Here is a 13,244-nt window from a genome sequence, read left to right as displayed (position 1 = left end):
GGCGGTGCTGGAGGTGCTCTCTGGCGGGGGCGGGATGTTCTTCCGCGACGTGTCGGACCGGGTGGCGCGCGCGCTGGACACGACGGTCTCCGACGGGGAGCTTGTGCGGGCGCTGTGGGCGCTGGTGTGGGCGGGCCGGGCCACCAACGACTCGCTCGCCCCGCTGCGGGTGCGGTTGGGCTCGGGTTCCCCGGCGGCGCGGAGGCGGACCCCGTCGCGGGGCGGGCGCCGGTCGCGCCCGGTGATGCCGTCGCGGTCGGGCCCGCCGACGGCAGCGGGGCGGTGGTCGCTGCTACCCGAACCGGAACCCGATCCCACCCGACGGGTGCTCGCGCGGGTGGAGGCCCGGCTGGACTCCTACGGCTTGCTGGCCCCGGGCGAGCGGGGCGGCGGTCTTGGCCGGGAGGAGTACCAGGNNCGGCGGGGCTACTTCGTCGAGGGTCTGGGCGGTGCGCAGTTCGCCTCGCCCGGGGCGGTGGACCGGTTGCGCCCGCTCGCCGGCGAGGGCCCGGGCGGGCCGTCGGACCCGGTGGTCCTGGCGGCGAGCGATCCGGCCAACCCGTACGGGTGCCTGCTGAAGTGGCCGTCCGCGGGCGAGTCGAGCCCGTCGGCGTCCGCGCGGGCGCTGGTGGTGCTGGACGGAGGTGAGCCGACGCTGTACCTGCGGTTGTCGTCGGGCACGGCGTCGACGTTCGGTGCCTCGCCCGCGCTGCTGGAGCGTGCGGCGCGGGCGCTGGTGGCGGCGGTGCGCGAACGCGGGCCGGACTCGGTGACGGTGGACAAGGCCGACGGCGGCGAGGTGTTCGGGACACCGTTGGACTCCGCCCTGGTCGCAGCCGGTTTCCACGTGAGCCCCAAGGGTCTGCGCTTTCGCCGCTGATCCCCGGGGGCAGGCGTGGAAAAGCACTGGTTCCAGGGCCCGGGACACGGTACGAAGGGGCGCCGGAACGGTCGGGACACGGGAGGGTCTGCGGCATGCAGGTACAGGTGCGGGAGATGCGGGCAGGGGACACCGGCGCGCTGGCCGGGGTGGGACTGGCTGCGGGCCGGATGTTCGCCGACGCGGGGATCGAGCTGCCCCCTGACGATCCGGCGGAGACGTTCGCCCGCGCCGAAGCGGTGCTGGTCGCCGAGGACCCGGGCTCCGGCCGGGTCCTGGGCTCGGCCGCCGTGGGAACGGTCGACGGGGCGCTCCACCTGGAGGAGCTGGCCGTGGATCCGGCGGTTGGGCGGCGGGGCGTGGGTTCCCGCCTGCTCGAGGAGGTGTGCGCACGCACCCGCACGCAGGGCCGCCGGGCGGTGACCCTGACGACCTTCCGCGACCTGTCGTGGAACGGCCCCTGGTACGCGCGCCGCGGTTTCCGGGAGGTGCCCGCGGCCGAGTGGGGGCCGCAGCTGCACCGCCTGTGGGAGGAAGAGGCACCGATCCGGGTGGCCCCGCGGATCGTGATGAGGCGCGGGATCTACTCTGAGGTGGCCTCCACCTGCCCCGCCTCCATCTGAGAGTTCACCATGCAGCGCACCTCCATCGACCGGTACCTGATACGCGGCGAGCTCGGCAGCGGCGGCATGGGTGTCGTCTGGCTTGCGTACGACCCCCGTCTGCGCCGTGAGGTGGCCATCAAGGAGGTGCTCCTTCCCGAGCACCTGTCCCGGGAGGCACGGGACAGGACCAAGGCGTGGGTGGCGCGGGAGGCGCAGGCCACGGCCCGGATCGACCATCCTTCCGTGGTGACCGTGCATGATGTGCTGGAGGTCGACGACACTCCGTTCATCGTCATGTCCCTGATCGACGGTGGGTCCCTGCGCAGCCGCCTGGACGGAACGGGACCGCTGACGGCCGAGGAGGCCCTGTCCGTGGCCCGCACACTGCTCGACGCCCTGTCGGCGGCCCACCGTTCCGGGGTTGTGCACCGCGACATCAAACCGGCCAACATCATGCTCACCGGCAGGGAGCCGTCCGCGGTCCTGACCGATTTCGGTATCGCCGGTGTCCTGGACAGCGGGTCGGTGTCACTGACCACGACCGGTTCGGTCCTGGGTACCGCCGAGTACCTGGCGCCTGAGCGTCTGGAGAGCAAGGGCGCTGATCCGCCCTCGGACCTGTGGAGTCTGGGCGCGACCCTGTACACGGCCGTGTCCGGGGAGTCGCCCTTCCGGCGGGACAGCCTCGCCGCCAGTCTCAGCGCGGTCCTGGCCGGTCCGATCCCGTCGCCGCCGTGCGAAGGGCCGTTGGGCGAGCTGATCGAGGGGCTGTTGGTCCGTGACCCCGCCAGGCGGATGACGGCGGAGCGCGCGTTGGATCTGGTCGGGGCGGCGTCGGACTCGGGTGGGCCGGGGGCTCCGCGCCGACCGGGCGAGGCCGGTTCAGGCGCGGGCCGGTGGTCGCCGCCCTCGGTGCACTGCTGGCCGTGGGCACCGGCCTTGCTCTGACCGTCCCTCGGGAGGGGCTGCAGGGGCTGTGGGCGCCGCAGGAGTCGCCCGTCGAGGCTGGAGAGGGTCCGGCTTCCCCCTCCCCCACGCACAGTGCGGGCCCGCTGCCCCCGGTCGGTGAGGTCGAGCTCGGTGCTCTGGAGCACGACCATTTCACTGCGCGGGTGCCGCAGGACTGGCAGAGCACGGACACGACCGACGAGGCGCAGGAGAACAACGATGCGGCCGTGGCCCGGTTCACGCTGCGCGACCCGTACGTGGAGGACCTCACTCTGGTGCTCAGCGTGTACCACCACGAGGACGGGCCGAAGCCCGGCGTGGAAGGGCTGAGGGGTTGGGAGCAGGGGTACGCCGAGGGCGGCCTGGAGGACTGGCAGCTGCTGGTGTTGGAGGACCTCTCATCGGAATCCGAAGGGTGGGACATCGGGTCCTTGGAGGGCCTGCACACCAACTCTGCTCGCGAGGAGTCCGAGCGGTGGCTCCTCGAGCAGAGGAAGGTCCGGGCCGAGGAGGGGGCCGAGTACTTCCTCTTCGCCAACGTCCCTGCGCACCTGCGTGAGGAGTACCGGCCCCTGGTGGAGGAGGTCGCCGACTCCTTCGGTCCGCCCGGGGCCTGACCGCGGCTGGAAGGCCTCGGCCCTGTCGTCAGACGGTGGAGGAGAAGACCTCGTCTCGGGCGCGTTCCAATGCGTGCAGCAGGGCGCCGCGCACCACGGGGCTGCCCTCGACGCGGCCGGCCCCGACCTCGGTCCCGTTGGGTGCGATGCGCGCGGTCGCGGCCTGCACCCGTTCGGCCAGCTTGGTCCCGCCGGCGCGCGCCACGTCGCCGCCCAGCACCACGAGCCCCGGGTCGAGCATCACGCTGACGGCGGCGACACCGCGGGCCAGGCGCTCGGCGAAGGCGTCCAGGAACGCTCCGGCCTCGGGGGTGCCGGCCTCGGCGGCCGAGCGCACCACGTCGGTGACGTCCTCGCCGGTGATCCCGTGCTCCGCGGCCAGCTTCACGACCTGCCCGGCCTTGACCAGGGCCTGGAACCCGTGCGGGAGTTCGCGGGCGCCGTCGTCCTGCAGCGACNGTCGGTCGGCAGGGGCGCGCCGGGCACAGGCAGGTAGCCGATCTCGCCGGCACCGCCCGAGCGCCCGCGGTGGATGCGCCCGTCGATCATGGTGGACATGCCCACGCCGCCGGCTGCGCTGAGCCAGATGAGTACGAACTCCGGGACCCCTTCGGCGGCGCCCTCTGCGTGCTCGGCCAGGGCGGCCAGGTTCACGTCGTTCTCGATCATGACCGAGCGCTCCAGGTCGGCGCGCAGGGCCTCCAGGATCCCCTCGTGCCAGGACATGAGGTCGAAGGAGAACCGGATGTCGCCGGTGCGCGGGTCGACGACGCCGGGCGTGCCGATGACACACGCACGGAGCTTGTCGAGCGGTACCCCCGCAGTCTCGACGAGGCGGCGCACGGCGGTGTGCACGAGCGTGACCGGGTCGTCGGAAGTGGTGGGGTCGACGCTGACGTCGGCCACGACCTCGCCGGTGATGTCGGCGATGGTGGCGGTCACGCGCTGGGCGCTGACGTCGAGGGCGGCGACGTAGGCGCTCTCGGGCACGACCGCGTACAGGGCGGCGTTGGGGCCGCGCCCGCCGGCCTTGCTCCCCACGACCCGTACGAGGTCGCGTTCCTCCAGCCGGGCGAGGAGCTGGGAGGCGGTGACCTTGGACAGCCCCGTGCGGGTGCCGAGTTGGGTCCGGGTCAGCGGACCTGACGTCAGGAGCAACTCCAGCGCCGCCCGGTCGTTGAGCTGACGGAGCAGCCTGGGAGTGCCCGGACGTTGAGACATAACCGTGATACCTCACCCTGTTTTTATTAGGAAAGTTTCCTGTTAATTTAACTCACAACCTCACACAGGAGGTCACGTCCCGGTAGGTCCGCACGGCGCTTCTCCCACGACGGCGGCGTTCAGACCCTCCCGGCCCAACCGGCGGGGCGGACAACGTGCAAATCCCAGCACACACCGCATACGGACGTCGAGCCCCCCGGACCTCCCCCATGGTCCCAGGTCGGCTCGTGCACGGTCGGCCCGCCCCAGCCGGCCGCGCGAAGGGAGAGAGGTACACATGAGGTTCCCCAGGCTCGCCGCGGCCGGCGCCGTGGTGCTGTTGGCCGCGGCCTGCGGCGGAGGGTCCGACGACGGCGCGGGTTCCGGCGAGGCACCCGACACCCTCACCGTGTGGCGCATGGGTGATGCCAGCGCGGACCAGAACGAGTTCATGGACGAGGTCACCGGGCAGTACCAGGAGCTCTACCCGGACACCGAGGTCGACATCCAGTGGATCCCGTGGGGCGAGTTCTCCCAGCGGTTCCAGACCGCCATGGTCAGCGGCGGCCCCGACGTGGTCGAGATCGGCAACGACCAGGTCGCCACCTGGGCCGACTCCGGCGCCCTCTATGACGTCTCCGACCTGGCCGAGGACTGGGAGGACCGCGACGACCTCCTCGAATCCGCCTACGCCAACGGCACGTTCGACGACGCCCAGTACACCGTCCCGTGGTACAGCGGCGTGCGCGCCCTCTGGTACAACACCGACCAGCTCGAGGAGATCGGGCACGAGCCGCCCGAGACCTGGGACGAGCTCGTCGAGGTCGCCGAGGCCCTGCAGGACGAGTACGACATCCCCGGGATGGCCGCGCCCACCGACTTCGTCAACGGCATCGGCAGTTTCGTGTGGGCCGCCGGCGGCGAGTTCGCGGTGGAGGACGGCGACGAATGGGCCGGCGAGCTCGACTCCCCCGAGACCGCCGAGGGCCTGGAGTTCTACGCCGATCTCATCACCGAGGGCCACTCCCCCAGCGCCTGCGTGGGCATCGACGAGGTCGAGTGCGCCCACGCCGACTTCGCCAACCGCGAGGTCGGCATGTTCATCGACGGCCCCTGGGCCGCCGACCAGATCTCCGACATCAACGACGAGCACGCCGAGCACTGGGCCACCGCCCCCATCCCCGGTGTCGACGGCATGGCCCCGGCCTTCGGCGGTGGCTCCGACCTGGCGGTGTGGGGCACCTCGGAGCACCCCGAAGCCGCCTTCGACTACATCACCACGCTCAACAGCAAGGAGAACGCGGTCCCCTACAACGAGATCGCGTCCATGTTCCCCACGTTCGAGGACGTATTGGAGAGCGACACCTTCCAGGAGGACCCGGTGCAGTCCGGCGCCGCCACCCAGGCCACCGGTGACCTGCGGCTCTTCCCCGACACCCCCAACTGGGGCCACGTGCAGTGGGAGCTGGCCACGGTCCAGAACGCCGTCGAGCGCCTGGCCGAGGGCGAGGACGCCGACGACGTTCTGCCCGAGCTCAACGAGGAACTCACCGAGGCGCTCAACCGCCCGACGGACGAGTAAGCGCCAGGAGTCCGCCCCGCGCGGCACACCCCCCGACGGGGCGGCCGCCCGTCGGCCGCCCCGAACGACGCCAGGTGAGATCGCCGATGAACCGACCCGCGGGACCAGCCGTGGTCCCCGAGCCCCCCGAAGAACGGAGCCGCGCCTCGGCCCGGCTCACGGCGTACAGACGCCGCCGCATGATCCCCTACCTGCTGATCCTCCCGGCCCTGGTGATCCTGGCGCTGGTGCTGCTGTGGCCGATCCTCCAGATGGTCTGGATGTCGCTGCACGGCTACGGCCTCCACCAGCTCCAGGGACAGCCGGCCGAGTGGAACTCCTTCGCCCACTACCTGAACGTGCTGACCGACGAACGCTTCTGGGAGATCTTCCGGAACACGATCGTGGTCTGCCTGGCCATGGTGGTGCTGACGATGGTGCTGGGCACCCTCGTGGGCATCCTCATGCACAAACTCCCGGGCTGGGCCTCGACCGTGCTCGGGCTGGGCCTGATGCTGGCCTGGGCCACCCCCGTCATCAGCGCCGCCATCGTCTACCGGTGGCTGTTCGACACCAGGTACGGGCTGGTCAACGCCGTGCTGGGTGCGCTGCCGGACTGGCTCGCGGGCGGCGGATGGCAGGACTTCAACTGGTTCGGCTCGCCCGGGACCCTGTTCCCCATCCTCGTGGTGACGGTGGTCTGGCAGTCGTTCCCGTTCGTGGCCATCAGCATCCTGGCCGGGCTCAAGTCGATCCCCGGTGAGCTGTACGAGGCCGTGCACATCGACGGGGCCGGCGCCTGGAAGAGCTTCTGGAACGTCACCTTCCCGATGCTGCGCCCGCTGTTCGCCCTGCTGCTGGTGCTGCAGATCATCTGGGACTTCCGGATCTTCACCCAGCTGTTCATTCTCGCCGGCGGGGTCTCCAACCGGGACGTCGCCCTCATCCCGACCTACATCTACCAGCTCGGATTCGCCTCGACCCCGCCCAACTACGGGATGGGATCGGCGATCGCGGTGATCATGACCGTCCTGGTGCTCGCCATCAGCGCGTACTACCTGCGTGTGATGATCCGCCAGGAGGAGGCCCGATGAACGACCTCTACCGGGTCCGCCGGATCCTCGGACGGGTGGGGCTGTACGCAGCCGCGCTCGCTGTGTTCCTCTTCGCGGTCTTCCCCGTGTACTGGGTACTGGCCACGGCTCTGCGCCCGACCGGGGAGATCTTCACACGCGAACCCACGCTGCTCCCGGGCGAACTCACCCTGGAGCACTTCGAACGGGTGCTGTCCGGGGTACTGATCCCGGGAGCCTCGTTCTGGTCCTTCCTCACCAACAGCCTCATCGTGACCGTGGGATCGGTGACCGTGGCTGCGCTGGTCTCGCTGCTGGCGGCGGTGGCCGTCGCGCGTTTCCGGTTCTCGCTGCGCAGCGCCTTCATCATGATGCTCATGATCATCCAGATGGTGCCGGTCGAGGCGCTGATCATCTCGCTGTTCGTCAACTTCTTCCACCTGGGGCGGACCCTGGACATGGAGCTGGTCAACAACCTCTCGGGGGTGTTCGTGGTCTACGTCGCGGTGGCGCTGCCGATCACGATCCTGATGATCCGCAACTTCGTGGCCGCGGTTCCCAAGTCCCTGGAGGAGGCCGCCGCGATCGACGGGGCGAGCGGGTGGACCATCTTCTGGCGGATCCTCATGCCGCTGGTCGCGCCCGGGTTGGGGGCAGCGAGCATCTTCGCCTTCATCACGGCGTGGAACGAGTTCCTCGTCGCCTTCACGTTCCTGCAGAACAACACCGGCGCGTTCACGCTGCCGATCTCGCTCCAGTACTACTTCGGGGCGGTCTCGGTCGAGTGGGGGTCCATCATGGCCGCCTCGACGCTGCTGACCGTGCCCGTGATGATCTTCTTCCTGTTCGTCCAACGCCGGATGGTCTCCGGCCTGACCATGGGCGCGGTCAAGGGCTGAGCCCCGACCGCGCGCCGCCGTGTCCCGCCCACGTCTGCCCGAACGGGCACCCTCCTGATCACCGAACGGAGTTCGCGATGCCGCTCGACCCCGCACTGGCCCGTCTGGCCAACGCCACGCTGATGGTGCCCTTCGAGTCCCATCACGCACCACGATGGGTCCTGGAGGGGTTGGCCGACGGCGTCTCGGGCGTCTGTCTGTTCCACAACAACCTCGAGAGCCCGGAGCAGATCCGGACCCTGAACGCCCGGTTGGGCGAGGCCGCGGACACCCCGCTGATCTCCCTGGACGAGGAGGGCGGCGACGTCACCCGCATCGGGCAGGCGCGCGGCAGCGACTATCCGGGCAACGCGGCGCTGGGCGCGGTCGACGACACCGGACTGACCCGGGACACCCACCGGGAGATGGGCGCGCACCTGGCCGGCCTGGGTTTCAACATGGACCTGGCCCCGTCGGTGGACGTCAACGTCGCCGACGACAACCCCGTGATCGGGACCCGTTCGTTCGGAGCCGATCCGGCCCTCGTGGCGCGGCACGCGGAGGCCTCGGTGCTGGGGCTGCACGACGCGGGGGTGGTGGCCTGCGCCAAGCACTTCCCGGGACACGGGGCGACCTCGCAGGACTCCCACCACGTGCTCCCGCGGGTGGAGGCCGGGGCGGACGTGCTTCGCGAGCGCGAGCTGCGCCCGTTCCGTGCGGCGGTCAACGCGGGTGTGCGGTCGGTGCTGACCGCGCACATCGAGATGCCCGCGCTGGGCGGTCCCGGCCCGTCGACCCTCAATCACCACGTGCTCAACCGGGTCCTGCGCGATGAACTCGGGTTCACCGGCACGGTGGTCAGCGACGCGATGGAGATGCAGGGCGTGAGCGGGGACATCGGGATCCCGCAAGCCAGTGTGCTCGCCGTCGCTGCCGGATGCGACCTGCTGTGTCTGGGCCGCTTCGTCTACGCCGACCAGGTCGAGGCGGTACGCACGGCCCTGGTGGAGGCGGTGCGGCAGGGGCGGTTGTCCGGCGAACGCTTGGAGGAGGCGGCGGCCCGGAACGCGGAGCTGCGCTCCTGGGTCCGGGAGCGTACGGCCCTGCGGAAGTCCGCTCCCGCCCCGGGCGGTGTGGGGCTGTCCGTCGCGCGCCGGGCGACCCGCGTCGACGGGGTCCCCCCGCGCCCCCGCGACCCGCTCGTGGTGGAGGTCGACGCCCCGCCCGGCGTCGCTGTCGGGGAGGTGCCGTGGGGGTTGGCTCCCTGGTTCGCCGACACCGTGCGGGTGGCCCCGGACCCCGCCGCCTCGGAGGGCCTGCTCAGCCGGGCCCGCGGCCGCGACCTGGTCGTCGTGGTGCGGGACGCGCACCGCTACCCGGCAGCCCGGAACCTGGTGCTCGGCCTGCTCGCCGGGCGGCCCGACGCGGTCGTCGTGGAGATGGGCCTGCCCATCTGGCGCCCGGAGACCGGTGTGTACGTGAGCACCTACGGTGCGGCGCACGTCAACAGCCGCAGCGCCGCCGAACTGCTGGGCGCAGGCCCTGGCGTCTGACCGGATCCGGCCTCGCGCGGGCGCGGTCGGACGCCGGGGCGGGTAGGTTCGCAGGGGCGTGGGACTGTCTCGGAAGCAGGTTTCCTGGGCATGTCCCTGTCAGCCGGTAGGAGAAGTATCCTTGGAGGTGTCCGGCGGTCGCCCTCGGGTCGCCCCGGCGGACGCTCCGTACCGCAGCCCGACGACGGTCCGGCCACCGCGCCGACCGATCAGTGCCCCATTCGCCCTTCCGAACACGGCATAATCACAGCATGCGCCTTTCAGCCCGGGTCGACTACGCGCTCCGCGCGGCCGCAGAACTCTCCGTATCCCCCGACGGACCGGTGACGGCCGAGCAGCTCGCTCGCGCACAGGACATCCCCGGAAAATTCCTGGAGAACATCCTCACCCAGCTCCGTCGCGCCGGCCTGGTCCGCAGCCAACGCGGGCCCGTCGGCGGTTACTGGCTGGCCCGAGACCCCGCCGAGATCTCCCTCGCCGACATCATCAGGGCGGTCGACGGTCCCCTCGCCAACGTGCGCGGGGAGCGCCCCGAGGAGGTGGACTACGACGGGGCGGCCCGCAGCCTGCAACAGGTGTGGATCGCTCTGCGGGCCAGTGAACGCTCCATCCTGGAGGGGGTCACACTGCACCACCTGGCCTCGAACGAACTCCCTCCGCGGGTGCGTTCGCTGGCCGAGGACCCCGAGGCCTGGGTCAACCACACCCACAGATGAGCAGCGAACACGAAGGAGCCGTCCACCCCGGGGTGGACGGCTCCTTCGTCGTGGTCGTGGCGACGCGGTACGGACGGTACTGGTCGGGCCTCAGACCCCCACCATGTCGGCGACCTGAGGAACGCGGTCCGGTACCGGGTCGATGCCGAGTTCCTGGGCCGGCACGGGCTCGGAGGCGACGGAGTCGCTGAGCAGTGCGGCTTCCTGGAGCTCGGCGAGAGCGAGCTGGTCGGAAACCTCTCTGAGTACCTGGGAGAGCGGGACACCGAGTGCGGTGCAGATCGAGGAGAGCAACTCGGAGGAGGCCTCCTTCTGTCCCCGCTCGACCTCCGACAGGTATCCGAGGGATACGCGAGCGTCGGCCGACACCTCACGGAGGGTGCGGCCCTGACGCTGCCGGAGCCGCCTGAGCACGTCACCCAGTAGGTGACGAAGCAGGACCATCATTCGCGCTCCCTCCCACCGGTAGCGACCTTCATATACAACACCGTACCTGTCCCACGCCCGATTCGGGCACCTCTCGTTCTCCTGTTCGCTGGAGGGGGAACCACGTGCTGGGGTGGTTTTGTTCCCGCCGGGACGGCAGAGGGAACCGGGAGGAGGCGTCAGCCCCGGGTGTGGTCGGCCACTCCGTCGTGGACCGCGGCGACCAGGATCGCCAGCGCACCCTCTACCGTTCGGTAACGGATACCCGAACGGTCCCCGTCGAAACGGAAGTGCTCCACCCGCGGTGCGGGGCCGGTTCCGGCCACTGCGGCGTAGACGGTGCCGACCGGTCGGCCGTCCTGGGGTTCGGGGCCGGCCACCCCGGTGACGGCGAGCCCGAGGTCGGCCCCGGCCAGGCGCCGGGCCCCTCGCGCCATGTGCGCGGCGACGTCGGGGTGCACGGCCCCTTCGGCGGCCAGGAGGTCCTCGGGAACACCGAGGAGTGAGGCCTTCGTGCCGGTCGCGTAGGTCACGAACCCGCCCCGGTAGGTGGCCGAGGCCCCGGGAACCGCGGTGAGGTGGGCGCCGATGAGCCCGCCGGTCAGTGACTCGGCGGTCGCGCAGGTCAGGCCGGCCNCGATGGGCGGAGCCGGCGGCCTCCAGTGCGGCCCCGGCGGGCTCCACGCGCCCGTCCTCGTTCACGTGGAGGCCTCACCCTTCTTGCGCGCCAGGCGCACGGCGTCGACGACGTAGACCGCACCGGTCCACAGGGTCACGGCCAGCGCGGCACCCATGGTCAGGTGGGCGACCCATTCGAGGACGCCGGTGAAGGGCAGCAGATGGAGCGGGAACAGGTAGATGCTGATCGCGACGATCTGCAGGACGGTCTTGAGCTTTCCGCCCTGGCTCGCCGGCATGACCCCGTAGCGGATCACCGCGAAGCGCAGGGCGGTGATGCCCCACTCTCGGGCCAGGATCGCGAGGGTGACCCACCACCACAGGTCGCCCTGGATCGACAACACGACCAGGGCCGCCCCGGTGAGGGCCTTGTCCGCGATCGGATCGGCGATCTTGCCGAAGTCGGTGACGAGGTTGCGCCGCCGGGCCAGCTCGCCGTCGACCCGGTCGGTGACTGCGGCCAGCACGAACAGGGAGAAGGACGCCAGCTGCCACCCCGTGCCGTCCAGGAACATGAACCACACGAAGAGCGGCACCATGACCAGGCGGCTCACGGTGAGCACGTTCGCGATGTTCCACAACGGCACTCGGGGAGCGGGCGAGGCCGCGGCATCGTGGTTGCTCATCTGTCTCCGGTTTCCCCGTTCGTCTCGGGGGAGGTCTCGGCGTCCTCGCGGCCCTCGGTCTGCTCGGCCACGAGGTCGGCGCCGACGGACTGCAGGACGGTGGCGCGCACGAGGTCGCCCACGGCCAGGTCCTCTCCGTACAGGATGGTGCTGCCGTCGACCTCGGGAGCCTGGTGGGCGGCGCGCCCCTCGTAGGCGCCGTCCTCCAGGACCGCCTCCACCAGCACGCTCACCTCGGTGCCCACACGCTCCTCGGCGCGCTGGGCCATGAGCTCGTTGGCCAGGTCGGTCAGGCGTGCCACACGCTCGTCGACGATCTCCTGGGGCACCTTGTCGGCGTGCTCTGCCGCCTCGGTGCCGTCCTCGTCGGAGTACCCGAACACCCCGATGGCGTCGAGGCGGGCCTCGGTGAGGAATGCGACGAGCTCCTCGAACTCCTCCTCGGTCTCTCCGGGGAAACCGACGATGAAGTTGGAGCGCGCACCGGCCTCGGGGGCGCGCTCGCGCACGGTCTCCAGCAGTTCCAGGAAGCGCTCGCGGTCGCCGAAGCGGCGCATACGGCGCAGCAGCGGTCCGCTGGCGTGCTGGAAGGACAGGTCGAAGTAGGGCACCACGCCGGGGGTCCCGGTGAGCACCTCGACCAGGCCGGGGCGCACCTCGGCGGGCTGCAGGTAGCTGACCCGGACGCGGTCCAGGCCCTCGACCGCTGCCAGGCGCGGCAGCAGGGTCTCCAGGGCGCGCACGTCGCCGAGGTCCTTGCCGTAGGAGGTCGAGTTCTCGCTGACGAGGAAGACCTCGCGCACGCCTTCGCCCGCCAGCCACTGCGCCTCGAGCGCGACCTCGTCGGGCCGGCGGGAGACGTAGGCGCCGCGGAAGGAGGGGATGGCACAGAAGGTGCACCTCCTGTCGCACCCCGAGGCGATCTTGAGGTTGGCGACGGGTCCGCCGGTCAGGCGGCGGCGCGGCACGTTGGCGCGGTAGGGCAGGTCGGTGCCCTCCGCGCCGGGCAGGGACTCCAGGGGGGTGTGTCCGGGCACGTGCACCTGGGAGGCGTCGCGTTCGACCGGGCTGATGGGCAACAGGGTACGGCGGTCACGGGGGTCGTGGGGGGCCAGGGAGCGCCCGTCGACCACGTCGTCGAGGCGGTCGGTGATGGCGGCGTAGTCGTCGAACCCGATCACCTGCGCCTCGGGCAGGGACTCGGCGAGTTCGGAACCGTAGCGTTCGGCCATGCACCCGGCGGCGACGACCTTGCCTCCGCCCTCTGCCGCCTCCAGCAGGGTCTGGATGGAGTCCTGTTTGGCGGCGTCGATGAATCCGCAGGTGTTGACCACGGTCACGTCGGCTCGGGTGTCGCCCTCGACGAGGTCCCAGCCCCCGGCGGCCAGGCGGCCGGCGAGCTCCTCGGAGTCGACCTCGTTACGCGCGCAACCCAGGGTCACGAGTGAGACAGTACGGCGCGATGACATGGCTTCCAAGCGTG

At 71.1% G+C, this 13,244-nt stretch carries 13 protein-coding genes and 1 pseudogene; 9 read left to right on the top strand and 5 right to left on the bottom strand.

The features are described 5' to 3' along the window. The 4 genes from D474_RS33180 to D474_RS0106225 all read left to right on the top strand — a co-directional run. The coding region (locus D474_RS33180) for an Lhr family helicase (RefSeq protein ID WP_449289344.1) at window positions 1–880 on the top strand (880 nt) is incomplete at its 5' end. Window positions 881–975: 95 nt separating this feature from the next. Then, window positions 976–1,503 (top strand): GNAT family N-acetyltransferase, encoded by a 528-nt coding sequence (locus tag D474_RS0106235; protein WP_017612730.1) that lies wholly within the window; start codon window positions 976–978, stop codon window positions 1,501–1,503. Between the two features lie 9 nt (window positions 1,504–1,512). After that, a complete protein-coding gene (locus D474_RS0106230; RefSeq protein ID WP_017612729.1) occupies window positions 1,513–2,433 on the top strand; it encodes a serine/threonine-protein kinase in 921 nt (306 codons plus the stop codon). Then, window positions 2,382–3,050, top strand: a complete 669-nt coding sequence (locus D474_RS0106225; RefSeq protein ID WP_017612728.1) for a hypothetical protein — start codon at window positions 2,382–2,384, stop codon at window positions 3,048–3,050. Before D474_RS0106230 ends, D474_RS0106225 begins: the two co-directional genes overlap by 52 nt. Window positions 3,051–3,078: 28 nt before the next feature. Here D474_RS0106225 and D474_RS27830 read toward each other — a convergent pair. Continuing rightward, window positions 3,079–4,271 (bottom strand): annotated as a pseudogene (locus D474_RS27830) (ROK family transcriptional regulator). A gap of 277 nt (window positions 4,272–4,548) precedes the next feature. Here D474_RS27830 and D474_RS0106215 point away from each other — a divergent pair. The 5 genes from D474_RS0106215 (at window position 4,549) to D474_RS0106195 (ending at window position 10,031) form a co-directional block, all read left to right on the top strand. Then, window positions 4,549–5,832, top strand: a complete 1,284-nt coding sequence (locus D474_RS0106215) for an extracellular solute-binding protein (protein ID WP_017612727.1) — start codon at window positions 4,549–4,551, stop codon at window positions 5,830–5,832. Between the two features lie 86 nt (window positions 5,833–5,918). After that, window positions 5,919–6,905, top strand: coding sequence for a carbohydrate ABC transporter permease (locus D474_RS0106210; RefSeq protein ID WP_026118225.1), 987 nt, complete (start codon window positions 5,919–5,921; stop codon window positions 6,903–6,905). Further along, complete coding sequence (locus D474_RS0106205; RefSeq protein WP_017612725.1) at window positions 6,902–7,783, top strand: carbohydrate ABC transporter permease; 882 nt, start codon at window positions 6,902–6,904, stop codon at window positions 7,781–7,783. Before D474_RS0106210 ends, D474_RS0106205 begins: the two co-directional genes overlap by 4 nt. Before the next feature lie 77 nt (window positions 7,784–7,860). Next, entirely contained in the window at window positions 7,861–9,315 is a 1,455-nt protein-coding gene (locus tag D474_RS0106200; protein WP_017612724.1) for a glycoside hydrolase family 3 protein, read from the top strand. Between the two features lie 251 nt (window positions 9,316–9,566). Next, complete coding sequence (locus D474_RS0106195) at window positions 9,567–10,031, top strand: RrF2 family transcriptional regulator (protein WP_017612723.1); 465 nt, start codon at window positions 9,567–9,569, stop codon at window positions 10,029–10,031. Between the two features lie 90 nt (window positions 10,032–10,121). On the opposite strand, the gene D474_RS0106190 is transcribed toward D474_RS0106195, so the two are convergent. The 4 genes from D474_RS0106190 to rimO form a co-directional block, all read right to left on the bottom strand. Continuing rightward, window positions 10,122–10,478 carry a helix-turn-helix domain-containing protein gene (locus D474_RS0106190; protein WP_017612722.1) on the bottom strand — a complete coding sequence of 119 codons (357 nt, stop codon included), beginning with the start codon at window positions 10,476–10,478 and terminating at the stop codon, window positions 10,122–10,124. Window positions 10,479–10,636: 158 nt separating this feature from the next. Next, window positions 10,637–11,098: a CinA family protein gene (locus D474_RS27825; protein WP_394296519.1), complete on the bottom strand. Its 462-nt coding sequence runs from the start codon at window positions 11,096–11,098 to the stop codon at window positions 10,637–10,639. Window positions 11,099–11,155: 57 nt separating this feature from the next. Continuing rightward, complete coding sequence (pgsA, locus tag D474_RS0106180; protein ID WP_017612720.1) at window positions 11,156–11,761, bottom strand: CDP-diacylglycerol--glycerol-3-phosphate 3-phosphatidyltransferase; 606 nt, start codon at window positions 11,759–11,761, stop codon at window positions 11,156–11,158. Beyond that, window positions 11,758–13,230: a 30S ribosomal protein S12 methylthiotransferase RimO gene (gene rimO / locus D474_RS0106175; protein ID WP_026118224.1), complete on the bottom strand. Its 1,473-nt coding sequence runs from the start codon at window positions 13,228–13,230 to the stop codon at window positions 11,758–11,760. The genes pgsA and rimO overlap by 4 nt, the downstream gene beginning before the upstream one ends. Window positions 13,231–13,244: the final 14 nt, after the last annotated feature.

It is taken from the genome of Nocardiopsis salina YIM 90010 (genome assembly GCF_000341025.1).
In the GTDB taxonomy this organism is placed as follows: Bacteria; Actinomycetota; Actinomycetes; order Streptosporangiales; family Streptosporangiaceae; genus Nocardiopsis; species Nocardiopsis salina.
This window is presented reverse-complemented; position numbering and strand designations above follow the sequence as displayed.